The organism is Pseudomonas sp. RC3H12 (assembly GCF_018596375.1).
Classification (GTDB): Bacteria; Pseudomonadota; Gammaproteobacteria; order Pseudomonadales; family Pseudomonadaceae; genus Aquipseudomonas.
This window is the reverse complement of the sequence record NZ_CP075595.1, coordinates 3,972,726-3,998,266: the sequence shown is the minus strand read 5'-3', so window position 1 is coordinate 3,998,266 and position 25,541 is coordinate 3,972,726. Positions and strand designations below refer to the sequence as shown.

Genomic DNA, 25,541 nt, shown 5'->3' with positions numbered 1-25,541 from the left:
ATAGCAACCGGCTGAAAGGGAGAATGGGTGTAAACTCAGGCTTGTCCACATGGCCGACAGGGATATTGTTCAGGTGATCAGCGCACAAGTCTTGTCCAGCACCAGCCTTACCCTTGGCTGGATAGGTTACGTGCCCCTGCTGATCTGGGCCGCCAGCCGCACCCGCTGGGTCGAGCTGTTCACTGACACCCGCCGCCAGCACCTGCTGTTCGGCACGGTGTTCTGCCTGTTCATACTCTGGCTGGTGCGCCGCGACTTTGATACCGGGGTGTCGTACCACTTCATCGGCATGACCGCCGTCACCCTGCTGCTGGACTGGCCATTGGCCGTGCTCGGCGGCTTTCTCGCCCAGCTTGGCCTGTTGCTGATGGGCCGCCAGGACCTCGCCGCCATCGGCGTCAATGGCCTGCTGATCGTCGGCCTGCCGGTGCTGGTCACCGAGGTGTGCGCGATCCTGGTCGAGCGCGCCCAGCCGCGTAACCTGTTCGTTTATATCTTCTGTTGCGGGTTTTTCCCGGCGGCGTTGACGGTGTTGCTGTGCCTGGCGGCGGGGTTGGGGGTGCTGTGGATGGACGAGCGTTTCGCCATGCCGGAATGGCTCAGCGACTTTGTTGGCTACCTATGGCTGATGATGTTCCCCGAGGCATTTATCAACGGCACGGTGATCAGTGCGCTGGTGGTGTTCTGCCCGGAGTGGCTGGAGACCTTCAACCGCAGCCGCTATTTGCAGGCGCCGTGGAAGGATGAAGAGCGCTAAAGCGTTATCGAGTGGCCTCTCGCCGGCAAGCCGGCTCCCACACCGACCGCGTAAACCTAAAGCCAAGCGCCGTCCCTGTGGTAGCTGGCTTGCCAGCGATGGGCCGCAACGCGGCCCCAGGATTCAAGCAGCAGCTGTTGTCAAGGCTGCGCGATCCGTTTAGTGCCGCGGCTCCAGATCCCCCGAATACAGCTCATCCTCGGACTCCTCCGCCCCGGCGATCTTGTGCTCCTCGGCCGCCCAGGCGCCCAGGTCGATCAACTTGCAGCGGTCCGAGCAGAACGGCCGGAACGGGCTCTGCTCGCCCCATTCCACGGGCGCCCCGCAGGTCGGGCAATCAACGGTCATCGGCTGGCTCATGGCTGGCCTCCTCGTAAAGTCAGGTAAAAGTGGTGCAGGCGGTCGATTTCGTCGTGCAGCGATTGCAGGTCACGATCGTTGACCACCACGTCATCGGCATGGCGCAGGCGTTCTTCCCGGGCCAGCTGGGCCTTGAGAATCGCCTGCACCTGTTCCGCGCTGGTGTTGTCGCGGGCCAAGGTGCGTTGCACCTGCAACTCGGTCGGTGCGTCGATCACCAGGATGCGCTGGGTCTTCTGGTGCTGCCCCGACTCGATCAACAGCGGCGAAACGTACACCGCATAGGGCGTCTCGGCCTTGGCCAGGTAGCTGAAGATCTCCTGGCCGATCAGCGGGTGCAGCAGTTGTTCCAACCATTGCCGTTGGCTCGGGTCGGCGAAGATCAGCTGGCGCAGGGCGCCACGGTCGAGCTGGCCGTCCGCCTGCAGCACGCCGGCGCCAAAGCGCTCGACGATGCTGGCCAGGGCAGGGCGCCCCGGCTCGACGACCCAGCGCGCGGCCTGGTCGGCATCGACCAGGTGCACGCCCAGTTCGACGAAACGTTCGGCGGCGGCGCTCTTACCGCTGCCGATGCCGCCAGTGAGGCCAAGAATCCAGGGTGTGAAGGGCGCTGTGCTCATCAGGTTCCAAGCAGTTGCAGGTATGAGGCGACTATTTCATCACCCCAGAGCAATGCGATCCACCCCGCAATGGCCAGATAAGGCCCGAAAGGCAATGCCGCGCCCATTTGCGTGCGCTTGAAACGCACCAGGGTCAGCCCGATCAGCGCCCCCACCAAGGACGCCAGCATCAAGGTCAGCGGCAGGATCTGCCAGCCGCCCCAGGCACCGAGCATGGCCAGCAGCTTGAAGTCGCCAAAGCCCATGCCCTCCTTGCCGGTGATCAGCTTGAAGACCCAGTACACCGACCACAAACTCAGGTAACCCGCCACCGCGCCCCACAGCGCATCGCTCAGCGGCACCAGCAGCCCGAAGGCGTTGCCGATCAATCCCAGCCACAACAGCGGCAGCACCAGCACATCCGGCAGCAACTGGTGCTCGGCATCGATCAGGCTCAAGGCGATCAATCCCCAGGTCAGCAGCATCACTGCCAGCGCCTCCACGCCTGGCCCGAAATGCCAAGCGACCAACAGCGACAGCAGCGCGGTGGCCAGCTCCACGAGTGGATAACGCGCACTGATCCGTGCCTTGCACCCCGAGCAACGCCCACGCAAGGCCAGGTAACTCAGCACAGGAATGTTTTCCCACGCGCGAATCTGGCGCTGGCAGTGCGGGCAACGCGAAGCCGGCAGGCACAGGTCGAAGCGCTCGTGCTCGGCCTGCGGCAGCCCCAGCACCTCCTGCGCCTCTCGCTGCCACTGGCGCTCGAGCATGATCGGCAGCCGGTACGCCAGCACATTGAGAAAACTGCCCACCAGCAACCCCAGCACGGCGGCCAGAGCGTAGAAAAACGGCGGATGATCGACGATTACGGTCCAGGCATTCATGTTCAGATCAGGCTACCCAACTGGAAGATCGGCAAATACATCGCCACGACGAGGCCCCCCACCAGCAGCCCGAGGATCAGCACGATGGCCGGCTCCAGCAGCGTGGTCAACTGCTCCAGCGCCTGGCTCACCTGTTCTTCGTAATGCAGCGCGGCTTTGTCCAGCATCCGGTCGAGGGTACCGCTGGCTTCGCCCACCGCCACCAGCTGGCGCAATAGCGGCGGGAACAGCGTATCCGCCTCCATCGCCTGCTGCAGCCCCATGCCGCCGGCCACGTCCTGGCGCAACTTGAGGATCGCCCGCTCGTGCAGGCTGTTGCCACTCACCGGCGCCACCGTGGCCAGCGCATCCAGCAACGCCACCCCGGCGGCATAGGAGGTCGCCAGGCTACGGGCAAAGCGCGCCAACGCCGCCTGCCCGAGCAAGGTGCCCACCACCGGCACCCGCAACACCCCGCGCAATATCCACAGGCGCGCCGGCAGATGCCGCCGATACATCGCCCGCACGCCAAACCCCAGTGCAGTTATCAACAGCACCAACCACCCGACGTGATTGCCCAGCCCTGTGGATAAATCGATCACCCACTGGGTAAATGCCGGCAGCGCCTTGTCGAAACTGGCGAACAACCCCTGGAACCGCGGCACCACCTCCAACAGCAACAACGCCGCCACCCCCAGCCCCGTCAGCAGCAACAGCGCCGGATACAGCATCGCCTTGCGCACCTTCTGCCGCAGCGCCTGGCGCTTCTCCAGCATGGTCGCCATCTGCTCCAGCTGCCGGTCCAGCGTGCCCGACTGCTCGCCCACCCGCATCAGGTTGCAGTACAGCGCATCGAACCACCCCGGATGGCGCTGCAAGGCATCCGCCAAGCCCAACCCCGCCGCCACATCCTGTTGCAACCGCGCCAGCAGCGCCGCCATGGCGCTGTTCACCGTGCTGCGCGCCATCACCTCGAACGCCTGTAACAGCGGCACCCCCGCCGTGAGCAAGGTCGCCAGCTGCCGGCTGAACCCCGGCGCATCCGCCTTGCCCGCCCGTTGCGGCCAGCGCCAGCGCAGCCCACCCGCCAGCCGCACCCGCGTCGCGCGAATCCCCTGCTGGCGCAACCACGCCTGCACGAACGCCGGGCTGCGCCCAGTGTGCTGGCCCTGTTGCGGCGCGCCGCTGGCATCGACGCCTTCCCAGGCGTACAGACGGGTGGAAGGAGGCATGGCGAGAGTCCTTTTTCACGGGGGCGAAAAGCCCGGTAACAGCTTGCCCGGCCTGCTGCCGGGCGCTTTTCCCTGTGGCTCACTAGAGTAGTCCAGCGAAGATGACGCCCCGCCGCGCAGGGGTGACAAAAGGTGTCGGTTCAGGCCTACTGCGCGCCTGCCGGCCGGGGCGCGCCACGCAGCAAAGCGCCCGCCGCGCCTCCACGTATCACGAAGGAAGACCGTTCATGAAAGGGCAACGAGGTATCACCCTGATCGAACTGATGATCGTCGTCGCGATCATTGGCATCCTGGCGACCATCGCCATCCCCATGTACACCAACCACCAGGCCCACGCCAAGGCTACCGCCGCGTTGCTGGAAATCTCCGCGCTGAAGACGCCGATGGACGTACGCCTGAACAACGGCAAGGACGTGCCCGACGTCGCCAGCCTCGGCGGCCAGCCCGCCACCGCCCATTGCGCGATCACCGCCAGCGGCAAGGCCGCCGACGGCACCGCCAGCATCGCCTGCACCCTGGCCGACGCACCGGCCAATGTGCTGGGCAAGACCGTGACCCTGGCCCGTACCCAGGCAGGCTGGAGCTGCGTGACCACGGTAGAGGAAGACCTCGCGCCCAATGGCTGCACGGTGCAATGAAAGTGAGGTGAAACAGGGGTTTGCGTAACCGACACGGCAGTGGTACGTTGCGCAACACGCCGGTGTAGCTCAGTCGGTAGAGCAGCGCACTCGTAACGCGAAGGTCGCAGGTTCGATTCCTGTCTCCGGCACCAGAGACCAGTTTCCAGAAGTCTATGACTGTCTACGAAACACCCAGAAAAGCCCGCCTAGCGCGGGCTTTTTTGTTTCTGCCTATCTCGTTTTGTCTCTGGGCATCTACGCGATTTAGGGATATGGTTAGGGATATATCGGTTCGACAAGGAAACGTATCCCTATGGCGCGCACAGTGGTGCCTCTCACCGATCCCAAATGTGATGCGGCCAAGCCTCGGGAGAAGGATTACAAGCTGTTCGATGGTAAAGGCCTTTATCTGCTGGTGAAGCCGTCAGGGGTCAAGACCTGGCGTATGAAGTACACCAAACCTGATGGCCGTGATGGTTTAGCTACGTTTGGCAACTATCCGGCGCTCGGCTTGAAGGCGGCCAGGGAACGACGCGCTCAGGCGCTTGAGCTCCTTGCTGCTGGGAAAGACCCCATCGAGCAGGCGCGCTTGGACAAACAGGAGGCGGCTAACGCCCGGGCGAATACCTTCCGTTTGCTCGCTCAGGAATGGCACGCGGCCTGCGCTCGTAAGTGGACACCTGGTCATGCCTCCACCGTGTGGCGGCGCATTGAATCCCACCTGTTGCCCACTCTCGGTGATCGTCCGGTCGCGGAGCTCAAAACACGGGATCTGCTAGTTCCGCTGAAAGCGGCGGAAAAGCGGGATACCTTGGATACGGCAGCACGCCTACGCCAGTACATGACGGGCATCCTCCGCATGGCGGTTCAGCATGGCCATCTGGATTTCAATCCTGCGATAGATCTGCAAGGCGCCACGGCTACCCGCAAAACAGCGCACCGGCCTGCTTTGCCATTCGAGCGCTTACCTGAGCTTCTCCAGCGCATAGATGCCGACAGCGGGCGCGGCCTGACCAAGCTCGCCGTGCAGCTGACGATGTTAGTGTTCATCCGCTCCAGCGAGCTCCGCTTCGCTCGCTGGGGAGAGATAGACATGGGGAGGCTGATGTGGGAAATCCCTGGCGAAAGGGTGGCTATTGAGGGTGTGAAGAACTCCCATCGAGGCTCCAAGATGAGCACGCCACACTTGGTGCCGCTCAGCCGACAGGCTGTAGAGGTGCTGGAGAAAGTTCGTAACCTCACTGGTCGTTTCGACCTGGTGTTTGCGGGTGACCACAATCATTGGAAACCCATGAGCGAGAACACCGTGAACAAAGCGCTGCGGCGAATGGGGTATGACACCAAAGCAGAGGTATGCGGCCATGGTTTTCGGACAATGGCCTGTTCCGCACTGGTTGAGTCTGGGCTGTGGAGTAAGGACGCTGTCGAACGGCAAATGAGCCACCAGGAGAGAAACACGGTGCGTGCCGCCTACATCCACAAGGCTGAGCACCTACAAGAGCGGAGACTTATGGTGCAGTGGTGGGCCGATTATCTGGATGCTAATCGCAGGGATGCAATTACTCCCTATGATTTTGCCCATGGAAGGTCCCTCCATCCATGAAACAGACTGAGATGATGGTGGAGGGTATGACAATGCTTGTCCTATCAGAAGCCGGTGTACCAGGTGTAACCCGTGTAACGGATCAGGCCAAGACGCTGAAATCATTGGGGATTAGGCACGTAACACCGACCAAAATATTTTCGTATACCCGGTGTAACCTCGCCGTCCCGTGTAACGCGAAAAGCCCCTCGCCCGCCTGCTGGCCTATGCGCATGCTCTCTCAGGTCGGTGCAAATCGCGGGCTCGGCGCAAACTGCCGGGGCGTGGGGGAATGTTGATGCAGCCTGACTCGTTGTCCATTGATGGGCTGGCCATCCATCCGACCCGGACCGAATCCAGCACCATCAGGGAGCATTTAAAGCGCCTTCCAATCTTCAATGGTTACGCTTCAGAGGTTGATGCCGTACTGAACATCATGGAGCGCTGCCGCCACTGGCTCCCGGAGGAAATCGGCGCAGAGCTGAGCAACGCTGCCTTGCAATACAATGATGCGATCTATCAGATGATTTCTCACTATGGGGCCAGGCAGCTTGTAGCTCAGTTCCGCAGCTACACCGGCCTCGAAACAGCGGAAGACGTACAAGTTATTGCTGCTTTCGCACTGGCAAATGCTGTCCATGCCTTATGCGGCCTGGCCGAGCACCTGATTGCTCAAGGTCAAGAAATACCTGCGCTTGAGTACTACCAGATGCACCTTTGCTGCATTGAGGACTACGTGCCTGGCGCTAGTGCTTGGCTAGATCCTGAGGCAAACGCAGCATGCTGCGAGATAGGTGAGTTGGCCAGCGCAGCGTCGAAGCATGCAGACAGCAAAATCGACGGTGTGTTGAGTGGTATTGCTCGGCGTAGGGAGCTCGCCAGCCGTGATCGAGCCATAGAGGGAAAGGCTCTGGAGCTCGTCCGTGCGGGGACAGCTAGGCACAATCTGAACAGCAAACTACGTGCCTGGCAGGAGCGCGAAACAGGGGCGGCGTTATCGAAAGTTCAAATGGGTGAAGTCCTCAAGCGCATTCCCTGGTTGATGTAAGCTAATCCAGTTCACCACCAAAAAAGTAAAGTGAACGTTCGCGACTAAGTAGCTTGTCCATAGTCTGCGCCCTGTAAAACCAATACAGGGATACAGCTATGACACTCCAACCCGCACCGCTGGGCGGCTCTGCAATTGACCAGTCGGCCAGGCTCATTCGAATGAAAGAAGTTGTAGAGCTCGTGGGGCTTGCACGCCCAACGATCTACAAGCTGATGAGTCAACCTGAAAGCACCTTCCCTCAGCCTGTGAAACTCACTGACAGCACCGCCCGCGGCGCTCCCGTGGCTTGGGTTCTTTCTGAAGTTCAGGCCTGGACACGCGCTCGCATCGCTGCGCGTGACAAGGTGGCCGCATGACGCCCATTTTCCTCCCTCACGCAGCGCTCGATGCAATCGACGAACTGGGTCAAAAGGCTCCAACACATGGGCGGTTGGCGCGCTTGCAAAAACTGCGCGACGAAGCGCTGGCCAAAGGGGCGCACGTTCTACTGCTGATTTGGCCGACTCTCGATTGGGGGCTACTGGCTATCGAGACGCCTGGCGACGTGATGATTCGAGATGCGGCGCAGTTGGTTCCCAACGTGCTCGCCAATCCCGATGCACTAGGGCAGATGTATGAGAAGGCGCGGCAAGGCCGCAATCTCACCTGGCTCAAGCTTGAGCGCCGCCCGGCCGCCGCCCACTAACGAGAACGCCCCCGGCTGCAACCGAGGGCGTCTGAGGATATTCACTTTGCCCGCCTACTCTATGCCATGGCCCAGCCCCATGCAACCTGCTCGCACCTCTCAGCTTGCGCCTCGTCGGTTCACACGTTACTCTTGGCAGGTCGCTGCAAATTCAGCGACCGGGTTTGGCGACCCGACGAAATCAAGGCGCACAAGCGCCCCTATCACGAATGCTGGCGCTTTTTTTGTGCCCGCATTCCCGTGTTATGGCGGCTGTGCGTGGGAGACCTTCGGGTCTGCCGGGTTCCTTGATTCCCGGTTCGCCAACCTGCGCACAGCTGCCACCCTAAATCGTTTGGCGACGATCAGTGGCAGCTCCTCAAATCAAGGAGCTCCGCCCATGCACGTCCTCAATCCGTCTGCCCTCCAGAACCACATTGCTGCCCTGAAGGCCCGTGCCATTGCGGCACTGCACGCCGACTCGTCCCTCTCCGTCCGCTTGGCGCGTTACAACGCTGCGATGGCCCGTGCTCGCGCCCTGGAAGTAAACGGGGGTGCACAATGACCAATTCAACACAGCACTTTTCTCAGCCAGAAGACCTGCTATGCATCACAGCAAATGCGCCGGCAGGCGTCCCGATTGATGCGCTCACCTGCGCTATTGAGCGAGCCCAAGCAGTGCTGTGCTTGCTTGAGGACCAATTCGAGGCGGACCAGAGCCAACGCTTGGCTAATCGCGTGATCCTCGGCGCCCTGTGGGACGTTCGCGGAACGCTGGAGCAGATTCGTACCCTGGTCGTACATGCCGATGACTCGACCTTTCATGTCGCGGAAGGGGGCCGGAAATGAACGGGCACTTTCAGGTTAATACCGTAGGTGGAGTCACCTTCTCCAAGCACAACTCGATGAATCAGCCGCTCTTCAAGGTGTGCCCTGGTGTTTCCGGTGAGGAAGCACTGGAGCAGGCATCGGTGCTCATGAACTGTGTAAACAAACTGACCCAGCTGGCTGGCGTGAGCGAAGACAACAATGCACTGGTGTGGGCGGCACATTATCTGGGCGAGCAGGCTAAGGCGCTTGTCGATGATGTAACCACTGGGATTCAGATTGCCGAGGGTGGCCAAGCATGAGCAGGACCACCCCTAACTCCCGTCATCCAACCTTTGCCCAGGTCAAAGTGGCCGCCCTGGCGGCGATTGATCGTGTGCTAGCCCACTGGCTTCCCAATGGCAAGCGGGTAGATGGTGGCAAGGAGTACACCGCCCCCAACCCAACAAGAACGGATAAGCGCTCCGGTTCGCTCAAGGTGAACCTAGCTAAAGCCACCTGGTGCGACTTCGCCACCGGCGACAAAGGCGGTGATCTGATCGACCTAGTGCGCTACCTTGATCGCGGCACCGATGTGGAAGCTTGCAATAAGCTGGCGGTTTTCCTCGGTGTCGAGGCAACGAGTAGCACTAATGTCACACCACCTACTAGCCAGGCCAAAAAGCCAGAGTGGGTGCCCGTGTTGCCCATTCCTGAGCAGGCAATGCAGAAGGTGCTGCAAGCGCACCGACAGCACGGTAAACCTTCAAAGGTTTGGATTTACCGTGACGCCAACGGTCAGCCACTTATGGTGCTGTACCGCTTTGACCTCGGGCCGGATGAGAGCGGCACGCCGCGCAAAGTCTTCGCGCCTCTCACCTGGTGTAAACACTCTGCTAACGGCTCGCTGGCCTGGCGCTGGCAGGGCTTATCGGAGCCACGCCCGCTCCTGCGCCTTGATGACTTGGCTAAACGTCCTTCGGCACCAGTCGTATTGTGCGAGGGTGAAAAGGCCGCCGATGCTGCTGCCGAGCTGTTGCCCGAGCATGTTGCCACCTGCTGGCCTAACGGGACGAACTCTTGGCAGAAGGCTGATTTCGCGGCGCTAGTCGGGCGTGACGTATTACTGTGGCCCGATAACGACGCTCCAGGCTTAAAGTGCATGGATGCCTTGGCCGATCACCTTCGGGAGCTTGGGGCTGCCTCGGTTCAGACGGTAGCTATGACTGTATTTAGGCAACTCCCTGGTATGGACGGTGAGCGCCCCACTTGCGCGCCAGGCGGTGAGTGGCGCGAAGGTGACGATGCGGCGGATGCCCAATCCAAAGGCTGGACAGCCCAACACTTGTCGGAGCTGCAACGCACCGGGGAGATGTTTGCCCTCGCACCTGCCGCCACGCCCAAACCCGCCAAGCACAGCAAAGCCACTGGCCAGGCCAAGCACCAATCCGAGAAGAAAACCGCCCCGCCCCCGAGCGGTTTCCGCGTCACGAAGGATGGGGTGTTCTATGCCGGTGAAGATGGCGAAGCACGACCGGTTTGTTCACGGCTAGAGATATTGGCTCGCACCCGTGACGAAAAGGGCCACGGCTGGGGCCTGCTGGTGGAGTTCGACGATCCGGATGGGGCCAGCAAACGCCTCAACATTCCGGCCAGGGCGATGGCGGGTGACTTTGGCAAGGAGGTGCTCGCGCCACTGGTCGACATGGGGCTGCGCCTGGCGCCCGTGCGTACTGCACGCAATTCGCGCAACGACCTGCAGAGCTACCTACAAGGCTATGACGGCTCCGAGCGCGCCCGCTTGGTCACTCGTCTGGGCTGGCATGGGGATGCTTACTTGGTGCCGGATCGGCAGATCGGTGCCAGCACGGAATACCTGCACTTCTACGAAGCCGGCGCCCAGCTCCCACCCATTACCCAAGCTGGAACACTAGAGCAGTGGCAACAGCAAATCGGCACGTTGTGCGTGGGGAACAACCGCCTGACGTTCGTCGTGTGCGTAGCTTTTGCTGGAGCGGTGCTGCACTTGCTTGGCCATGAGTCGGGCGGCTTCCACCTCTACGGCGATAGCTCGGGCGGGAAGACCACCCATTTACAGGTGGCCGCTTCGGTTTGGGGAGGGCCACGCCTGGTGCGCTCCTGGCGTTCTACTGATAACGCGCTGGAAAGTATCGCGGCGGCACACTCCGATGGCCTCCTGGTGCTTGATGAAATCGGGATGTGTGATCCACGGATCATCGGGGAAACGGTCTACATGCTTGGCAACGGCACAGGTAAAGCCCGGGCGAATGATCGTGGGATGAGCGGGCGCCAGGTACAAGAATGGCGATTGCTGTTCCTTTCCACGGGAGAAAAGACCCTTGCGCAACACATGGCTGAAGCAAACAAAGATTTAAAAGCGGGTATGGAAGTACGGCTATTAGCCGTGCCGGCTGATGCCGGAAAAGGACTGGGGCTGTTCGAGGAGTTGCATGGTTTTGAAGATGCGGCTGCGCTTTCGGATGCTCTGAAAGCCCGTGTGGCCAAGTCCTACGGATCACCTGCCTTAGCATTCCTGTCGGCCCTGTGCGACCCGGTCAAACTGCGCGCCTACGTAGCCATGGTCCGCAGCACCGTGGAGCGTTTCACCGCAGAAGCACTACCAATCAGTGCGAGCGGACAGGCTCAGCGTGCTGCTACTCGCTTCGGATTGGCAGCAGCGGCTGGAGAGCTGGCCACCGCCCTGGGCGTTACTGGATGGCCGGATGGATTGGCTCTCGACTCCGCCCGTGTATGCCTGGGGGCCTGGTTGGCTGAGCGAGGCGGCGCCGGGAACATGGAAGGTGATGCAGTTCTTGCTCGCCTTCGCCAAGTGATCGAGAGGTTCGGAGAAAGCCGCTTTACAAGATGGGAATCTGCTGCTGCCAAGCTCGATGAACATGGTCCACGCACCCTTGATCGACTCGGCTTTCGCAAGTCTATGGAACATGGCATGGGCGACACGGCGCACACGACGACGACTTATTACGTACTCCCGGAAGCGTGGCGCTCTGAGATCTTCCGCGGCATGAACCTCAATGCAGTGAACAAAGAGCTTTTGCGGCGTCGAGTACTGGAGCCTGGCAAGGATGGCAAGGCCTCCGTATCCGTGCGCCTGCCCGGCCTTGGACTGCAGCGCTGCTACGTTGTCGTGACGATCCCTGAACCGGTTGAGAACGAAGCGCAGGCCGCTTGAACCACCACCTCTAATCCATGAGGTAGCGATGGCAGCGAGCGGTCTTGCCAGCCCCGGTCACAACACAATCCCATTTTTAGGTATCGATCATGAATGAACTCAAAAAACAGCGAGATGAACTGATTGCTGAACGTGATGCGCTTGAGGCCAGTATTCCAGGTCAACTCGCAGCTTGGCGAGACATGCCGAATGCTTGGCGCAACGGTAATTGTGTAGGTAGCCCCGAAGCTACAGCAGCAGTAGAAAAGATTTCCGCTGATGAATGTCGCGTGCGTAGCATTTCTACGGAACTGGAGAAGCTCGACGACGAGATAGATTATCGTGAGCGTCTGGAAAATGCCGAGGAAAGCAAGGCGCAAGCCCGCCAGCTCATGTCCGATTCAGTTAGCGCGCTCTCCATGTTGGAGGGGAAGCGCAGGCTCCTGTTTGGACGGCTCCAAGCAATTCAGAAAGATATGGAGTTGGCGTTTGAAGCGCCTCGACAGGCCGAGCTGGACGCGGCAAACCTGTATGCACGAAGTATCGCTTCTGGTGATAGCAAAGGTGAAAAAGCGGCAAGCACCGAGATGCAGAAAGCAAGTAACCAGCTTGTTGAGGCAGATGAACACGCAAGGCGCCAAAAACTCCTGACCGCTGCTTTGCAGGCAGAGATTGACTCGCTCGACGTTCAGATTGCGCATGCGCAGAAACAAGCGCGCGATGCGCAGAACGCGGCTTTGGCCGCAACGGAAATAGCCCTCGGTGATGAGTGGAATCACTTGGCTAAGCAACTCATAGTCGTCGGGGCTCGGATCTTGGCCGCCAATCTTCACCGAGGCGGTGCAGGCATGGTGTTGTCGAGGTTGTCGATTCCTGGCTTCGGCCCATCGGCCAGTGAGCTTCAGCGAGACGATATACAAGGCCACGCTAAAGGCATCACACTAGAAGACCTGCTCGAGGCGTAATCCCGAAACAGCCCGCAGGTGCGGGCTGTTTGCTTTTGCACAGTTAAGTTATTCCTACGTCTTCATCTAAAAAAGACGGTTGTGTCAAGTTGGCGTATGAGAAGTTCTAGTCAGGCATATACCGCTCATTGGTGACCGCTCTCGCCACAAAGCTGCCTTTTTCGATAGGCGGTTACGCAGCCGTTTTTTGCAAAATTAACAATCGTTCCTTAATGTAATTCAGGGAAATTACATTGGTATTAGTAAAGGACTGCATTTTCAGAATGTCTGCGCTAAAGAATGAGGTGTATTTATACATGCATTTCTTTGACTCTGAGTTCCCTGTTGCACAAGACTGGCACTGGGGTATTTTCGAGGCGGCACAATGATCCGGGAGTTCTTTAATAAGTTCGAGCAAGTGGTCGGAAAATATTTCTACTATCCACTTGCCCTTACAAATTTTGAGTAATGTCTCCATGGATTTCGTCAAACCTAAACGGTTAGCGAACTCATCAAGCTCTACCCTCTTTTCTTCTAGTGCTGGAACCAGTCCTCTGCCCACTATGGACTTTATAGTGTCCGAATATCCGAAAGCAGCTTTATAGTCTCGATCACATGCATTTAATAGCGCCTCCAGCGATACATAATGAAGAAATTCCAGCCTTGTGACGATGCTGTCATAAATTTCTTTCACGAGAGAGTTAGTAACTAGTCGGCTCGTCGCTTTCGTGAACTGAGATACGAGATACCGTATGGAGCACTCGTTTACATAGTGGCTTTCGATTGAGTAATAGTTTAGTGTGAAGATCGCAGGGTCGGCCGGCATTTCATTGCGATAAAATCTAGCATCTCTATCTAGTATGCCAATAATGTGATTCTCTACAACAATGTCATCAGAGATTGCGCGGATATCGCAGATATTTTTAATAACACCCTCACACCCTTCACGAACTCTACAAAGGTTTTCGGACGCATAAATATCACACATTATTCCGCTTGACCCAGATATCCTCTCATACACTGGAACGTCATCGACCCCCTCAACAATAACGACGGGTATCTTTGTCATTATTGCCAAATTCAACAACTCATCAGCCGAAAAGGCCATCGGATTATTGAGGTTCATGCTGTTCACTCATTCTTACAGGCTTCAATTCAACCAGAGAGGAGGGCTGACCTTTAGCCAAGATTGGGCTGTGAGATGCGAGAATGATTTGGGTATCTGGAGCGAGGTCCTCCAATAGCTTAACCAGGCTTCGCTGCCAGTTCGCGTTAAGTGATATTTCTGGCTCATCGATAATTAGGAAATCTCGATTTCTCGCATCAACAACGACCAAAGCTAGAAATGTAAAGAGATGTCTCTCGCCGCTGGAAAGCGAATCGATTCCCAAACTGTCCCCATTTATGGAAACCGAAATCCCTTCAGAGCTTATCTGTATTTCCTTTCCTTCCCCTAAGAAGTAGTTAAATGTCTCAATAAAAATGTTAATTGAGTCAAGCAGCTGCTTCTCCAGCTTTAGCTCTTTGAGCATGTTCCAAATTAGCTGACCAAATATGGGGTTTACTGGATTTGCCGCAACACCACCATCAGCCCCCATTTCAGAAAGCATGGCGATAATTCTGTTCTTGAACTTATTTTCAGGACCTTCGTTGAGTGCCTCAATAATCCTTTCTTTTCCGGAAACAATCTGCTCTCCTAGGTCCTCAGGCAAATTTAAAGCAGCTGCTTTTTCGGCCTCAGAATCAATTGCAACAGCAAGCGTGTCAAACAAAGCATTTTGAATTTGCTCAGACGCGTAAGATCTCGCTACGCGATATCTCTCAAGGAGTAGGCTTTCAATGTTTGAAGTGTTGATATTGTTTAAAAAAGCATGATCCCTATCGAGCTGTAGCTCATTAGTTTTTCCCCGCCTAATAGACCGAGCCTTTAAAGCGCTTTGCCGGGTAAGGAAGCCAGCCAACTGCTCCGAGATCGTCAGAGCCATCGACTTGGATAAACTAACTTCATTGTTTAATGATAGAAATCTAAAAATATCCGAAGCTTCGATGGATGTTGACTGGATGGTTGTGCCTCGATCTACTCCCATAGACATTGATGTCGTCTTGCTCAAAGGCGATTCGTCAAACTGGCGCCAGTCATATATCTTGGATGAAACTATGCCCTGGCCTCTGCTTGCATCATCAGACATCCCAACGATAATAGTGTGCTTTTCATCGATCTCGTCAACAAATACTACTTCCGCACGAAACACCTTCTCTTTTGATAAGATGGATTCATCTTTTGAAAGGATGGCATTAATCAGCTTCAGGAAAGTTGTTTTTCCGCTACCGTTTCGTCCAAATATAATGGAGGTCTGCGAACCGGAAAGCTTAATAAAAGCTTCGGTCTTTTCACTTTGAAATCCTATGAATTTTATTGATTCAATTACTAGCCTCATCCACCCCTCCATTGGGTTTCACCAAAAATTGACACGAAGATTATTGAGCAGCTTTAGGTGGTGTGCACTGAGACCTTCACCATCTGCTTATACAAATGTCGCAAAAAAACTTGACCGTCGACCAGAAATAGTATATTAATCGCTCGTGACAGGTATAGTCAAATACTTTGAATATCTAGGATAATGGCATGGCAAACAACCTTTTTATTTCTTATGATCTAAGCTATCCAGGTCAGCATTATGAGCGGGTTGCGGAAGCCATTAAAAAAATGGGCGCCTGGGCCAAAGTTCAAAAATCATGCTGGTATGTTAACTCTCCTTATTCCGCGGAATACGTCGCCAAGCAAGTTTGGGCGTCTATGGATTCTAACGATAATCTGATTGTAGTTGATGCTTCTAATAATGACGCGTACTGGTACAATCTTGATCCTCAGGTGTCTAGTCACTTGCAGGCTCAATGGAGATTGTAAAGTGCGAGTGGGGCTTGATATTTTTAGATGGTAGTTATTGTAAAATGCTTGTCTGTAGTTGTCTTTATGTGACTAGAGATTAGCCTTTCATGTCTTTCTGCATTCCGTTCACGCCTGTTATTTCATGGTGATGCTCTATAGGAAAACTAAATAACTTTTCCTGCGGGTGTGCACTCATCATCCCTAGCAAAGTCCTCCTCAGCCATAAACTCTTAAATCACCAAGTTTCCATTTCTTCTTTCACCACTTTCTCAACTTTAACAACCTGCTCGCCTCATCTGGAGCGAGCACATGCCAGTAGCCCACTCTACGTCGCGATCCTGCCTATTTCAGACGCTATCGCTTCTCACTGCTAAATGCCTGGACTGAAAGGTCATGAGGGCTGAGTAGTGAAACGACTACGCCTGCTCAGTAGTCAGCCCCTATTGTTAGAGGTCGCTGTGTTTAACGGCCATGGCCTGAGCTCCTCATGCCCTACATAGAGGGCGCGAACAAGGCCATGTTTGCAAGTGGTGGATTCTTCATCCGCCGCGGCGGCGACCACCCATTCTGTCGCTATCAGCAGGTGCCCAAGGCGAAGCTCCTTTGACGAGCTGGACCTTGTTTCCAACAGTTGCACGAGCTGGTCGACGGGAAGTTCACCGAGTCCTGGCCAGCGTTTCGGTAGAGGATTTATGCCGCGCTGAGCGCCCCTCTCTGAGACGCTTTAACCTGGGGAAATGCTGCTGCGCATCGTACCGCTGGTGCTGTCAGGCGACTACCGCCTCGGCCTAGTTGCTGTGGTCCGCCGAATGCGAGGCGTCTTGTTGGACTGTTCAAACTCCTGGAGCATCAATGCGCCCGCTGAGCTGCTGCGCAGCAACCTCATCCTGGAGCTGGGCCCGATTGATGAGCAGTTAGAGATCCGGGACTTGTGCGGGATCTCCTGAGCGCTGGATTTGTCGCGCCGGCGGAAGACAATCTGCGCATCAGCCTGGGCGGCGAGCTCCAAGAGCCTTCGGCCACCGACAGTGGCGAGGAGCGCTCTAACGATATCTACTTCGCGGCCGTCTCTCTGATCGGACGCACCGAGTTTTCCAACGCCACGGTCGCCCAGGGCCTAGTCAGCTACTCCTTGTTTGATCACCAGCCTGCAGGCATCGCTTTCCTGCTCCAGCGAACCAGCGCGCTGCTGGGTGACCAAATGGGTCTTAGCAAGACACGCCAGGCCAGTATCGCGGCACACACCAACGCCGCGGCCGCCAGACTCTGGTACTGACCCTTTCCTCGCTGCTGATCAACGGCAGCGGTAGGTGCTGGCGATATACCCCGACGCGACGATTGCCCAGTAGAAGTACTATCACGTCCTCATGGTCGAAGAGGCCTATCATCTGAAAGTTCCGACCACCAAGCGGACGCGCGATGGCTTCGATTTCGAGGTGGAGTGCTGAATCGCTATCTTCTGACAGGCAGGTCTGCGTTCAACCAGGAGACGGACCTGCACACCTTGTTACGTCTCTTGGGCCACCCTGTAGACCAACTGCTACTCAGCGACTTTTGCGAGCGTTTCGCCGGCAACCTGCAGCTCCGGCAATGGCGAAACGCCGGGTCAGCCTCTAGCTCTGCGGCCGGAGGTGCGTGAGGACGCGCTCGCCAAAGCTACGCTCGCCGAGATCATCACCAGTTGAATTGCGGCAGACCGCTTTCGACCCGAAGCCGCTTTGTAATTCGACACGCTGGTGAAATGTGCTGCTCTTGTAAACTGGCGAATTGTGGTTGCAGGCGGCAATCTGCTGTTGGTCGATGGCGAACAACGATGGTTACACTGGATCCGCTGTTACACTGCTGTAGTAACTCAAGTGCATTCGCGTGTACTACTATTTTCTCTTTTAAAAACAATAGCTTGTACGCTGTCGTTACACCAATTACACCTGTTACACCGCTTTAGATGCGTAGTTGTCTAGCGACCCCATGCCCCGTATTTGATCGTGCCTTCAGCGGCTGAAGCAATTTCCCTCTACCCGATCCTGGGAGCCGCCGGGGACCCTGGGACTTGCTGTTAGATACGGGGCAGGAAACCCGCGGTTCTTTGTTAGTGGGAGGATCGCCAGCTTAGTGAACTGGTAAACAAGGTGAACCAGGGTGAATTGTGCATTTTTCAGCACACTTGTAAGGATCCTTGCGATTGCTGCAATGATATGGGCTCTTGACTAAAGGGGGCACCAGATGACTTCAAGAAAATTGGACGGCTACAAAGGACGATTGGATTGCTCACAGCTCGCTGCAGGCATGACGGCAGCGCGAGCCAATGCCGCCAGACTCGCCAAAGACGCACGCCTTCTTCTGGGGGCAGAGAGCTTTGCTTCTGCAGCTTCACTAGCTGCGCTTTCGATTGAGGAAGCGGGAAAGATATCTATCCTCCGAAGGATGGCTCTGGAGCTGGAAGACGGCGCGATCAAGGCAGACTGGAAGCGTTACCGCTCTCATACGAGTAAAAACAGCCACTGGATCTTTCCGGCCTTGGTAGCTGATGGCGCAAGATCGTTGGAGGATTTTCGTCCCCTTCACGACGAAGCATCAGACCACCCGTATCTCCTAGACCAGGTGAAGCAGTTAGGCTTTTACACCGATTGTCTCGGGCAAAAAGCGAATTGGTCGATCCCTGACCAGGTGATTGACTCGGAGCTGGCTACAAGCCTAGTGGACACAGCAGAGCTTCTTAGCCGGGGTGAGCCAGTGACAGAGCGTGAGCTTGAGCTGTGGGTTTTATACCTTGGGCCTGTGTGGAAGAAGGGTATGGACGCTATGAAAGCGGCCCTTGGAGCCTGGTACCGCGCTATGCAGGAAGAAGGACTCACTGCGAAGGGCCCCAACAGCATGGATGCTTTCTTAGCGGGTGGCCTGCACCCCGTGTGAAGCTGAGGTGACTTGAGATTTAGGGATACGTTTAGGGATACGTTCACTTATGTGAAAGACCGAATGTCAATATTTACGGGGTGATGTAGTAGCCATTCGATTCCTGTCTCCGCACCAGCACCTAAGAAGTCACCGCAGTCCTTGCAGTGCGGGCGTTTTGTTTCTAGTCATCTCAGCAAGCCTCATCAATGACCAGATGTAGCTAACCTGTACGCGTCTGCTGTGACATGGCTGCTGTACGCGAGAGACCATCTGGTCTGCCGGGTTATCTTTTCCTCGGTTCGCCAATCTGCGTACAACTGCCACCCTCTCCACACGTAGGGCTGTCCCTATCAGTCACGTTTCCATCATGGCGACAGCACGTGGGACACCTCCGGTGTGCCGGTTCCTTTCGTCCCGGTCGGCCAACCCACGTACTGTTGCCACCCAGCCCCGCCGTGCAAGCCATTTCCTACGCTTTCCATTGCCATTTCCCATCCCCAAGAACCTTGCACTAGAAGCCCCCAAGGAATAAATTCCCTACCAGTCGCGGCAAACTCCGCGACCGGGTTTGGCGACCCGGATAAACTTGGCGCAGCAGCGCCCCACACGATTGCAGGCGCTTTTTTTGCGTCCGCAGCCTCGTGCCATGGCGGCTGTGCGCGGGAGACCTTCGGGTCTGCCGGGTTCCAAGTTCCCGGTTCGCCAACCTGCGTACAGCTGCCACCCATTGTTTGGCGACAGTGCGTGGTGGTTCCAACCTAACTTGGAGTCTCATGCATGACCATCACACGTCTGTACAGGATCCTCGCATCCGCTCTCCGCCGCCCAACCCGTGCGGCCACCCCATCCCCAACCTTCTACCCGATCGACAGCCAGTCCCTTGCCGACCGCGCCAATCGCGAGGTGCCCCATGACTGACCGTGACCGCATGTCTACCCTGCAAAGCTACGTCTGGACCCTCGAACTGCTAGGCGAGGCGCTGGTCCAGCATGACGAGGTGCTCGAGTGCGAGCACAACCCGCAACTGAGCTTCCGCAACACGGCGGGCATTCACCAGGCGATCCGGATCATCAGCCGTTTGGCCAGCGAGCAGTTCGGCAAGCTGGAGGTGATGAAGGAAGAGGGTGTTTCTACAGGCTGATGCTGCACATCATCGGGGCCGCTTTGCGGCCCTATTGCGGGGTGTGTCCTGAGCGGACTCCACTTGAACCATCGCGTCTTGCAAGAGCGTGCCCGGTCGGCAACGCATCGCTTGCCCGGTGCTTCATCACCCCCGAATCAGCGTCTACCAGAACCACCCACCCCGAGCCAGTTCCTGCTCACAACTCCGATACTGCGCCCCAAACACCGACGCCCGCGCCTGCACCTTCTGCGACACGTTCTTCAGCCACGGCTTGGCGTCGTAGCTGCGGTTGCGGTAGCCGCCCCAGCCTTCGTGGTAATTCAGGTACTGGCCATAGGCGTCCCACTTGGACACGCCATTCACCCGCTGGCTCTTCTGCATGTACCAGCCCATGAAGTCGAGGGCGTCGGCGAAGTCGTCGCGGGCGGCGCCCCAGCCGCCGGCTTCGCGCTTGTAGTCGGCCCAGGTCTCGTCCTTGGCCTGGGCGTAGCCGTAGGCGGTGCTGACCCGGCCCCAGGGGATGAAGCCGAGGAAGTAATAGCGCGGCGGCAGGGCGTCGTGCTTGAACGACGACTCCTGGTACATCATCGCCATCGGCACCTGCACCGGGGCGCCCCAGCGCGCCTGCATCTTCAACGCCGCCTCGTGCCACTTCGGCTTCTCGCGGAAGATCTCGCAGAGGTTCTCGGGGTTGGCGGGAGGCTTGGTGGCACAGCCGGCTACAGCCAGGAGCAGGGCCGGCAGGGTGAGCCGAAGCATGGAGGGGTTTTCCTTGTGCGGACGTCGGGGTCGCAGGGCGCTGACGCTTTATACATTCTTTTGAGACGCAGATGAATCAGCGGGCGATCACTCGATGCCTGGACCATGGCTGGCATCAGCCGTTAAACCCAAACGTCTACCCAAGTTACGTCATCATCCATTTCAACAGTTTCTAAAGCCGCTGAATTGAGTGCCGAGCCTTGCCGCTCTACCTCAAGATCCGCCCAGAACCCACCAGTCGCGAAGACCAATCGTTCCCCCGCTTTGACCTTGAGAGAAACAAAGTCTGGGCGTGGAGCTTCGGCGCGGCCAAGTTACAGAAGATTGTCTTACTGTTGGGATGCGGGATGTATCTCGCGCCCTCATAGCACCCTCATCGTGCCCTTGAGAGCGCCAGTGCTTTCGCCTTTGTAAGGCTTGATTTACTCGGTCAATCGTTCGGCCGCTTTGCGGTAAACCTGATCTCGCTCACGTTTATCCACGGCGACCACAAACACCACGATTTGATGATCGATGACCTGATAGACCAATCGATATCCGCTGCTGCGCAGCTTGATCTTGTAGCAGTCCGGGAAACCGTGCAGACGGTTCGCTTCGACCCTCGGGTTGAGCAACACGGTTGCCAGCTTCTTCTTTAGCTGTTGGCGAATGGTGTCGCCGAGCTTCTGCCATTCCTTGAGTGCGCGCGCATCGAAATCGAGGTTATAGGTCATCCAGCGTTACCCTCACCCTCTGCGGGGCGGCCAGGCGCTCGCGTACCGTGGCGAGCAGTGCTTCGTCCTCTTCGGTCAGTAACACGGGTTTAAAAGGCAGTTGCCCTCGCTCAGCAACATATTGCAGCGCTTGGCGCATCAGCTCGGAGGGGGTTACACCCAGCTTTTCCAGCTCACGGTAGGCGCGCACCTTGAGGTCGTCGTCGATACGTACATTGATGGACGCCATGTTTGCAGTCTCTTTGTAATGACATTGGTCTGTACAATGAGGCAAAGCAGTTTGTTGGGCAAGGGTAGTAACGAGATTACCGACAAGCGTATTACTCGTTGAACTCCGCAGCGACGTCAGGCTGCAGAGAGGGCGATCTCGAGGTGCCCCCTTCGAACCACACCGGCCACGAACTGCGCTGCCGGTTCTCCACCTGCACACAGGGAATCAGCCGCTCACGCAGCACCTCGGTCCTGCCCACGCTCACCGCCAGCCGATACTTGGCGCTGTGCACGCATTCCCGATCGCCAAACTCGCAACGGTCCAGGCGGGTGCCGCCGCACGGCCCGTTGGCCAGCCCCTTGGGGCAGGTCTCGGGGCAGATATACAGCGTGTCCTCCAGCCGGCAACTGCCACAGGTATCGCAGCCCACCATTGGGCGTTTGATACGCCGTTCCAGCTGGTGCAGCCACTGCGCTGCCGTGGGGTTGGCCCATAGCGGCCGGGTCACGGCCCAGCCGAAGGCCTTGCTCAAGGCGGTGGTGCGGCTGAACAACTGGTGGTGCATCGCCGACAGCAGGTGATAGCGCACCTTTTCCTTGTTGGAGGCGGTGATCTGTCGTTGCCCGAGGCGCCAGGCGTGCCCGGGTGGATGGAAGGTGACCGGCTCAAGGTCCGCTTCCTGCCAGGCCGCTTCCCAGGCCGGGGTCCAGTCTTCCAGTGAGGTGAACTGCGGTTGCAGCGCGCTGATGGCCTGCTCCAGCGCTTCGAATTGCGCCACTTCATGGATGCCGGACAAGTGCACGCCGGCATAGCCCATCAACTTCAGGCCGATCACCTGCAAGGCCAGGCGCTGGTTGGCGCGCTCTTTGGCGTAGGCCTTGGAAACCGCAGCCTCGGCGGCCAGCAGTGCGCGCATCGACGGCGTGACGGTCACCCCGGCGACATGCTCGAGCATCCCGGCACGGCCTTCGGTCAGCGCCATGATGCAGGCCATCAACGGCTTGGGGCGGGGCTGGCGCTGCATCCAGTCGAAGGCTTCCTGATGTTTGTCGATATCGAAACCGAGCTGCAGGATGAACAGGTCGGCCCCGGCGGCGAGTTTCTTTTCGGCCTTGCAGTACTGCGCGCCGCCTTCGGCCTCCTGATACTTGAACGGATTCAGTGCGGCGGCCAGCAGCCAGTGCGGCCGGGCCTGGCGAACGATCTGCAGGGCGGCGACGGATTCGAGGTAGCGCACCGGGCGCTGACCCGGGACGTGGCCGGGCAGGCGGTCGCCGGTGAGCAGCAGCAATTGGTCGAGGCCGGCGGCGTCCATGCGTTGCAATTGGGCGAGCAGGTCGCGGCGTTCGCGGTCCTTGCCTGAAAAGTGCAGCAGCGCGGGCACGGGCTCGGCCAGGCTATTGAAGGCGTCCAGCGGCGACATGTCCAGGGCGCTGCCGACGCGGTCGCCGATGGCCACGGTCAGCGGCCAGCCGCACAGCTGGGTGCGGGCCATGAGGGTGTCGAGGGTGGCGAAACGCTCGGCGCTGGGCTTGGGCACGAACTCCAGGATGCAGGCGAAGGCGTTGGCGTCCAGGGTTGTTTTCAGCAGGCTCATGGCGTGTGGGCTACCGGGTTGGGGCAGGGTGGCAGTGTGCGACAGGTGGGCGGCGTTGGCATGTCTGATTGCGCGGGTGAGTGTGTTGATTGAGACATTTGGGTCACCTGGGGCGACGTCATCGCGGGGCAAGCCCGCTCCCACGAAGCCTGCAACAACTTCGATGGCTGTAATGGCTCATCACAGGAATTGGCACTATGAACAAATCTTGAGTTCATCTCAAATTTAATGAGTTTGTCTCACATTAAACCGCAGCCCAGAATTGCCCTCATTCATTTTAAAAAGATCGAGGGACCACGACATGGCACTGGCACACAACCTGGGTTTCCCACGTATCGGCCGCGACCGTGAGTTGAAGAAAGCCCAGGAAGCATTCTGGAAGGGCGAGCTGAACGAAGCCGGTTTGCGCGCCGTGGGCCGTGAGCTGCGTGCCGCCCACTGGCAGGTGCAGAAGGACGCCGGCATCGACCTGCTGCCGGTCGGCGACTTCGCCTGGTACGACCAGGTGCTGACCCACTCGCTGACCTTTGGCGTGATCCCCGAACGCTTCCGTGCCAAGGACGGTGCCAAGCCGACCCTGCAGACCCTGTTCGCCATGGCCCGAGGCGCCGTGGCGACGGACCGAAGCGATAGCTGCTGCGGTGGTGCCCACGCCCAGGAGATGACCAAGTGGTTCGACACCAACTACCACTACCTGGTCCCCGAGTTCAGCGCCGACCAGCAATTCGCCCTGAGCTGGGAGCAGCTGTTCGAGGAGGTCGAGGAGGCCAGGGCCCTGGGCCATGCGGTCAAGCCGGTGGTGATCGGCCCGCTGACCTACCTGTGGCTGGGCAAGGCCAAGGGCGCCGACTTCGACAAGCTCGACCTGCTCGACCGCCTGCTGCCGCTGTATGACCAGATCTTCAACCGCCTGGCGGTGCAGGGCGTGGAGTGGGTGCAGATCGACGAGCCGATCCTCGCCCTCGACCTGCCGCAGGACTGGAAGAACGCCTACGAGCGGGTCTACAACATCCTCCAGCGCGCCCCGCTGAAAAAACTGATCGCCACCTACTTCGGCGGCCTCGAAGACAACCTCGGCCTGGCCGCCAACCTGCCGGTCGATGGCCTGCACATCGACCTGGTGCGTGCCCCGGACCAGTACCCGACCATCCTCGACCGCCTGCCGGCCTACAAGGTGCTGTCGCTGGGCGTGGTCAATGGCCGCAACGTCTGGCGCTGCGACCTGGACAAGGCGCTGGAGGTGCTGTGCCATGCCCATGAGCGCCTGGGCGACCGCCTGTGGGTGGCGCCGTCGTGCTCGCTGCTGCACAGCCCGGTGGACCTGGCCCGTGAAGACCAGCTCGATGACGAACTGAAAAGCTGGCTGGCCTTCGCCGTGCAGAAGTGCCAGGAAGTGGCGGTGCTGGCCAAGGCACTGAACCAGCCCGAAGCCGACGAGGTACTGGCGGCGCTGGCGCAGAGCCGCGCCGTGCAGCGCAGCCGCGCCACCTCGCCACGGATTCACAAGCCGGTGGTGCAGGCCCGTGTCGCGGCTATCAAGCCTGCCGACAGCCAGCGCGCCAGCGCTTTCGAGCAGCGCATCGCCAAGCAGCGCGCCGGGCTCAACCTGCCGGCGTTTCCGACCACCACCATCGGGTCGTTCCCGCAGACCGCGGCCATCCGCCTGGCGCGCCAGGCGTTCAAGCAGGGCACGCTGACCGAGGCCGACTACATCGAGGCCATGCACAGCGAGATCCGTCATGCGGTGCAGATCCAGGAGAACCTCGGCCTGGACGTACTGGTGCACGGCGAGGCCGAGCGCAACGACATGGTCGAGTACTTCGCCGAACAGCTGGACGGCTACGCGTTCACCCGTTTCGGCTGGGTGCAGAGCTACGGTTCGCGCTGCGTGAAGCCAGCGGTGATCTTCGGTGACCTGAGCCGCCCGAAGGCGATGACCGTGGACTGGATCACCTACGCCCAGGGCCTGACCCGCAAGGTGATGAAGGGCATGCTGACGGGCCCGGTGACCATGCTGATGTGGTCGTTCCCGCGCGAGGACGTGAGCCGCGAGGTGCAGGCACGCCAGCTGGCGCTGGCCATTCGTGACGAAGTGGTTGATCTGGAAGCCGCCGGCATCAAGATCGTGCAGATCGACGAGGCCGCTTTCCGCGAGGGCTTGCCGCTGCGCCGCAGCGCCTGGCCGCGCTACCTGGAATGGGCCACCGAGGCGTTCCGCCTGTGTGCCTCGGGTGTGCGGGACGAGACGCAGATCCACACCCACATGTGCTACAGCGAGTTCAACGATGTGATCGAGTCGATCGCGGCAATGGACGCGGATGTGATCACCATCGAAACCTCGCGCTCGGACATGGAGTTGCTGGAGGCGTTCGAGCGTTTCGCCTACCCGAACGAGATCGGCCCGGGGGTGTACGACATCCACTCGCCGCGAGTGCCGAGCAAGGAGGAGATGGTCAAGCTGCTGCGCAAGGCGGCACAGCGGATTCCGGCCGAGCGGTTGTGGGTGAACCCGGATTGCGGCTTGAAGACCCGTGGCTGGCCGGAGACCGAGGCAGCTTTGGTGAACATGGTCGCCGCTGCCCGCGAGTTGCGCGCTTCGGCCTGAGCCCATCGCGGGGCAAGCCCGCTCCCACGTAGGTTCATTCCGGCGTTGTGGGAGCGGGCTTGCCCCGCGATTG

General features: G+C 58.6%; 27 protein-coding genes and 1 tRNA gene. 18 read left to right on the top strand and 10 right to left on the bottom strand.

Going from position 1 to position 25,541, the window contains the following annotated elements:
- The first annotated feature begins 49 nt into the window (after positions 1 to 49).
- A complete protein-coding gene (locus KHO27_RS18135) occupies positions 50 to 757 on the top strand; it encodes an energy-coupling factor ABC transporter permease (RefSeq protein WP_102682144.1) in 708 nt (235 codons plus the stop codon).
- A gap of 159 nt (positions 758 to 916) precedes the next feature.
- Here KHO27_RS18135 and yacG read toward each other — a convergent pair whose 3' ends face one another.
- The 4 genes from yacG to KHO27_RS18115 are packed head-to-tail and all read right to left on the bottom strand — an operon-like array spanning position 917 to position 3,814.
- On the bottom strand, positions 917 to 1,117 hold the full coding sequence (gene yacG / locus KHO27_RS18130) for a DNA gyrase inhibitor YacG (protein WP_046854173.1): 201 nt from the start codon (positions 1,115 to 1,117) through the stop codon (positions 917 to 919).
- Positions 1,114 to 1,737, bottom strand: coding sequence for a dephospho-CoA kinase (gene coaE / locus KHO27_RS18125; RefSeq protein WP_038706809.1), 624 nt, complete (start codon positions 1,735 to 1,737; stop codon positions 1,114 to 1,116). The genes yacG and coaE overlap by 4 nt, the downstream gene beginning before the upstream one ends.
- Positions 1,737 to 2,603 carry a prepilin peptidase gene (locus KHO27_RS18120; RefSeq protein ID WP_214500595.1) on the bottom strand — a complete coding sequence of 289 codons (867 nt, stop codon included), beginning with the start codon at positions 2,601 to 2,603 and terminating at the stop codon, positions 1,737 to 1,739. The genes coaE and KHO27_RS18120 overlap by 1 nt, the downstream gene beginning before the upstream one ends.
- A gap of 2 nt (positions 2,604 to 2,605) precedes the next feature.
- The gene (locus KHO27_RS18115; RefSeq protein ID WP_214500594.1) at positions 2,606 to 3,814 is read right to left on the bottom strand and encodes a type II secretion system F family protein; all 1,209 of its coding nucleotides are present in this window, start codon (positions 3,812 to 3,814) and stop codon (positions 2,606 to 2,608) included.
- 227 nt (positions 3,815 to 4,041) lie between these two features.
- On the opposite strand from KHO27_RS18115, the gene KHO27_RS18110 reads away from it, so the two are divergent.
- The 10 genes from KHO27_RS18110 to KHO27_RS18065 all read left to right on the top strand — a co-directional run bounded on the left by KHO27_RS18110 (position 4,042) and on the right by KHO27_RS18065 (position 12,696).
- On the top strand, positions 4,042 to 4,452 hold the full coding sequence (locus tag KHO27_RS18110) for a pilin (RefSeq protein ID WP_214500593.1): 411 nt from the start codon (positions 4,042 to 4,044) through the stop codon (positions 4,450 to 4,452).
- A gap of 58 nt (positions 4,453 to 4,510) precedes the next feature.
- Positions 4,511 to 4,586 (top strand) — tRNA-Thr (locus KHO27_RS18105).
- 161 nt (positions 4,587 to 4,747) lie between these two features.
- Positions 4,748 to 6,037: a tyrosine-type recombinase/integrase gene (locus KHO27_RS18100; protein ID WP_083567633.1), complete on the top strand. Its 1,290-nt coding sequence runs from the start codon at positions 4,748 to 4,750 to the stop codon at positions 6,035 to 6,037.
- Positions 6,038 to 6,308: 271 nt separating this feature from the next.
- Positions 6,309 to 7,064, top strand: coding sequence for a hypothetical protein (locus tag KHO27_RS18095; RefSeq protein WP_214500592.1), 756 nt, complete (start codon positions 6,309 to 6,311; stop codon positions 7,062 to 7,064).
- Positions 7,065 to 7,162: 98 nt separating this feature from the next.
- A complete protein-coding gene (locus KHO27_RS18090) occupies positions 7,163 to 7,423 on the top strand; it encodes a helix-turn-helix transcriptional regulator (protein ID WP_192441622.1) in 261 nt (86 codons plus the stop codon).
- Positions 7,420 to 7,752 (top strand): hypothetical protein, encoded by a 333-nt coding sequence (locus KHO27_RS18085; RefSeq protein ID WP_214500591.1) that lies wholly within the window; start codon positions 7,420 to 7,422, stop codon positions 7,750 to 7,752. Before KHO27_RS18090 ends, KHO27_RS18085 begins: the two co-directional genes overlap by 4 nt.
- Positions 7,753 to 8,292: 540 nt before the next feature.
- Positions 8,293 to 8,580, top strand: a complete 288-nt coding sequence (locus KHO27_RS18080) for a hypothetical protein (protein ID WP_214500590.1) — start codon at positions 8,293 to 8,295, stop codon at positions 8,578 to 8,580.
- A complete protein-coding gene (locus KHO27_RS18075; protein ID WP_214500589.1) occupies positions 8,577 to 8,861 on the top strand; it encodes a DUF3077 domain-containing protein in 285 nt (94 codons plus the stop codon). The genes KHO27_RS18080 and KHO27_RS18075 overlap by 4 nt, the downstream gene beginning before the upstream one ends.
- Positions 8,858 to 11,752, top strand: a complete 2,895-nt coding sequence (locus tag KHO27_RS18070; RefSeq protein ID WP_214500588.1) for a DUF927 domain-containing protein — start codon at positions 8,858 to 8,860, stop codon at positions 11,750 to 11,752. Before KHO27_RS18075 ends, KHO27_RS18070 begins: the two co-directional genes overlap by 4 nt.
- An 89-nt stretch (positions 11,753 to 11,841) precedes the next feature.
- Positions 11,842 to 12,696 carry a hypothetical protein gene (locus KHO27_RS18065; RefSeq protein WP_214500587.1) on the top strand — a complete coding sequence of 285 codons (855 nt, stop codon included), beginning with the start codon at positions 11,842 to 11,844 and terminating at the stop codon, positions 12,694 to 12,696.
- Positions 12,697 to 12,868: 172 nt separating this feature from the next.
- On the opposite strand, the gene KHO27_RS18060 is transcribed toward KHO27_RS18065, so the two are convergent.
- Positions 12,869 to 13,801 (bottom strand): DUF4435 domain-containing protein, encoded by a 933-nt coding sequence (locus tag KHO27_RS18060; RefSeq protein WP_214500586.1) that lies wholly within the window; start codon positions 13,799 to 13,801, stop codon positions 12,869 to 12,871.
- Positions 13,788 to 15,113 carry an AAA family ATPase gene (locus KHO27_RS18055; RefSeq protein WP_214500585.1) on the bottom strand — a complete coding sequence of 442 codons (1,326 nt, stop codon included), beginning with the start codon at positions 15,111 to 15,113 and terminating at the stop codon, positions 13,788 to 13,790. Before KHO27_RS18055 ends, KHO27_RS18060 begins: the two co-directional genes overlap by 14 nt.
- Positions 15,114 to 15,301: 188 nt before the next feature.
- Here KHO27_RS18055 and KHO27_RS18050 point away from each other — a divergent pair, with 188 nt between their 5' ends.
- From KHO27_RS18050 to KHO27_RS18025, 6 genes are all read left to right on the top strand, one after another.
- Positions 15,302 to 15,583, top strand: a complete 282-nt coding sequence (locus tag KHO27_RS18050) for a hypothetical protein (protein WP_083567644.1) — start codon at positions 15,302 to 15,304, stop codon at positions 15,581 to 15,583.
- Between the two features lie 719 nt (positions 15,584 to 16,302).
- Complete coding sequence (locus tag KHO27_RS18045; RefSeq protein WP_214500584.1) at positions 16,303 to 16,512, top strand: hypothetical protein; 210 nt, start codon at positions 16,303 to 16,305, stop codon at positions 16,510 to 16,512.
- Positions 16,497 to 16,841: a hypothetical protein gene (locus KHO27_RS18040; RefSeq protein ID WP_083567648.1), complete on the top strand. Its 345-nt coding sequence runs from the start codon at positions 16,497 to 16,499 to the stop codon at positions 16,839 to 16,841. The genes KHO27_RS18045 and KHO27_RS18040 overlap by 16 nt, the downstream gene beginning before the upstream one ends.
- Before the next feature lie 947 nt (positions 16,842 to 17,788).
- Positions 17,789 to 18,478: an AbiV family abortive infection protein gene (locus tag KHO27_RS18035; RefSeq protein ID WP_250888376.1), complete on the top strand. Its 690-nt coding sequence runs from the start codon at positions 17,789 to 17,791 to the stop codon at positions 18,476 to 18,478.
- Positions 18,479 to 19,237: 759 nt separating this feature from the next.
- On the top strand, positions 19,238 to 19,378 hold the full coding sequence (locus KHO27_RS18030) for a hypothetical protein (protein WP_214500583.1): 141 nt from the start codon (positions 19,238 to 19,240) through the stop codon (positions 19,376 to 19,378).
- Positions 19,371 to 19,601 (top strand): hypothetical protein, encoded by a 231-nt coding sequence (locus KHO27_RS18025; protein ID WP_102682137.1) that lies wholly within the window; start codon positions 19,371 to 19,373, stop codon positions 19,599 to 19,601. Before KHO27_RS18030 ends, KHO27_RS18025 begins: the two co-directional genes overlap by 8 nt.
- A gap of 144 nt (positions 19,602 to 19,745) precedes the next feature.
- Here KHO27_RS18025 and KHO27_RS18020 read toward each other — a convergent pair whose 3' ends face one another.
- The 4 genes from KHO27_RS18020 to KHO27_RS18005 all read right to left on the bottom strand — a co-directional run bounded on the left by KHO27_RS18020 (position 19,746) and on the right by KHO27_RS18005 (position 22,863).
- A complete protein-coding gene (locus tag KHO27_RS18020; RefSeq protein WP_214500582.1) occupies positions 19,746 to 20,342 on the bottom strand; it encodes a transglycosylase SLT domain-containing protein in 597 nt (198 codons plus the stop codon).
- Between the two features lie 422 nt (positions 20,343 to 20,764).
- A complete protein-coding gene (locus tag KHO27_RS18015) occupies positions 20,765 to 21,055 on the bottom strand; it encodes a type II toxin-antitoxin system RelE family toxin (protein ID WP_023629498.1) in 291 nt (96 codons plus the stop codon).
- Positions 21,045 to 21,284: a type II toxin-antitoxin system RelB/DinJ family antitoxin gene (locus KHO27_RS18010; RefSeq protein ID WP_203648016.1), complete on the bottom strand. Its 240-nt coding sequence runs from the start codon at positions 21,282 to 21,284 to the stop codon at positions 21,045 to 21,047. Before KHO27_RS18010 ends, KHO27_RS18015 begins: the two co-directional genes overlap by 11 nt.
- Before the next feature lie 91 nt (positions 21,285 to 21,375).
- A complete protein-coding gene (locus tag KHO27_RS18005; RefSeq protein ID WP_214500581.1) occupies positions 21,376 to 22,863 on the bottom strand; it encodes a methylenetetrahydrofolate reductase C-terminal domain-containing protein in 1,488 nt (495 codons plus the stop codon).
- Between the two features lie 301 nt (positions 22,864 to 23,164).
- Here KHO27_RS18005 and metE point away from each other — a divergent pair, with 301 nt between their 5' ends.
- A complete protein-coding gene (metE, locus tag KHO27_RS18000) occupies positions 23,165 to 25,468 on the top strand; it encodes a 5-methyltetrahydropteroyltriglutamate--homocysteine S-methyltransferase (RefSeq protein ID WP_214500580.1) in 2,304 nt (767 codons plus the stop codon).
- The last annotated feature ends 73 nt before the right edge of the window (positions 25,469 to 25,541 follow it).

Coding starts and splice junctions, on each gene's coding strand:
- KHO27_RS18135 (WP_102682144.1), top strand. CDS start 50: ATGGCCGACAGGGATATTGTTCAGGTGATCAGCGCACAAGTCTTGTCC.
- yacG (WP_046854173.1), bottom strand. CDS start 1,117: ATGAGCCAGCCGATGACCGTTGATTGCCCGACCTGCGGGGCGCCCGTG.
- coaE (WP_038706809.1), bottom strand. CDS start 1,737: ATGAGCACAGCGCCCTTCACACCCTGGATTCTTGGCCTCACTGGCGGC.
- KHO27_RS18120 (WP_214500595.1), bottom strand. CDS start 2,603: ATGAATGCCTGGACCGTAATCGTCGATCATCCGCCGTTTTTCTACGCT.
- KHO27_RS18115 (WP_214500594.1), bottom strand. CDS start 3,814: ATGCCTCCTTCCACCCGTCTGTACGCCTGGGAAGGCGTCGATGCCAGC.
- KHO27_RS18110 (WP_214500593.1), top strand. CDS start 4,042: ATGAAAGGGCAACGAGGTATCACCCTGATCGAACTGATGATCGTCGTC.
- KHO27_RS18100 (WP_083567633.1), top strand. CDS start 4,748: ATGGCGCGCACAGTGGTGCCTCTCACCGATCCCAAATGTGATGCGGCC.
- KHO27_RS18095 (WP_214500592.1), top strand. CDS start 6,309: ATGTTGATGCAGCCTGACTCGTTGTCCATTGATGGGCTGGCCATCCAT.
- KHO27_RS18090 (WP_192441622.1), top strand. CDS start 7,163: ATGACACTCCAACCCGCACCGCTGGGCGGCTCTGCAATTGACCAGTCG.
- KHO27_RS18085 (WP_214500591.1), top strand. CDS start 7,420: ATGACGCCCATTTTCCTCCCTCACGCAGCGCTCGATGCAATCGACGAA.
- KHO27_RS18080 (WP_214500590.1), top strand. CDS start 8,293: ATGACCAATTCAACACAGCACTTTTCTCAGCCAGAAGACCTGCTATGC.
- KHO27_RS18075 (WP_214500589.1), top strand. CDS start 8,577: ATGAACGGGCACTTTCAGGTTAATACCGTAGGTGGAGTCACCTTCTCC.
- KHO27_RS18070 (WP_214500588.1), top strand. CDS start 8,858: ATGAGCAGGACCACCCCTAACTCCCGTCATCCAACCTTTGCCCAGGTC.
- KHO27_RS18065 (WP_214500587.1), top strand. CDS start 11,842: ATGAATGAACTCAAAAAACAGCGAGATGAACTGATTGCTGAACGTGAT.
- KHO27_RS18060 (WP_214500586.1), bottom strand. CDS start 13,801: ATGAACCTCAATAATCCGATGGCCTTTTCGGCTGATGAGTTGTTGAAT.
- KHO27_RS18055 (WP_214500585.1), bottom strand. CDS start 15,113: ATGAGGCTAGTAATTGAATCAATAAAATTCATAGGATTTCAAAGTGAA.
- KHO27_RS18050 (WP_083567644.1), top strand. CDS start 15,302: ATGGCAAACAACCTTTTTATTTCTTATGATCTAAGCTATCCAGGTCAG.
- KHO27_RS18045 (WP_214500584.1), top strand. CDS start 16,303: ATGCTGCTGCGCATCGTACCGCTGGTGCTGTCAGGCGACTACCGCCTC.
- KHO27_RS18035 (WP_250888376.1), top strand. CDS start 17,789: ATGACTTCAAGAAAATTGGACGGCTACAAAGGACGATTGGATTGCTCA.
- KHO27_RS18030 (WP_214500583.1), top strand. CDS start 19,238: ATGACCATCACACGTCTGTACAGGATCCTCGCATCCGCTCTCCGCCGC.
- KHO27_RS18025 (WP_102682137.1), top strand. CDS start 19,371: ATGACTGACCGTGACCGCATGTCTACCCTGCAAAGCTACGTCTGGACC.
- KHO27_RS18020 (WP_214500582.1), bottom strand. CDS start 20,342: ATGCTTCGGCTCACCCTGCCGGCCCTGCTCCTGGCTGTAGCCGGCTGT.
- KHO27_RS18015 (WP_023629498.1), bottom strand. CDS start 21,055: ATGACCTATAACCTCGATTTCGATGCGCGCGCACTCAAGGAATGGCAG.
- KHO27_RS18010 (WP_203648016.1), bottom strand. CDS start 21,284: ATGGCGTCCATCAATGTACGTATCGACGACGACCTCAAGGTGCGCGCC.
- KHO27_RS18005 (WP_214500581.1), bottom strand. CDS start 22,863: ATGAGCCTGCTGAAAACAACCCTGGACGCCAACGCCTTCGCCTGCATC.
- metE (WP_214500580.1), top strand. CDS start 23,165: ATGGCACTGGCACACAACCTGGGTTTCCCACGTATCGGCCGCGACCGT.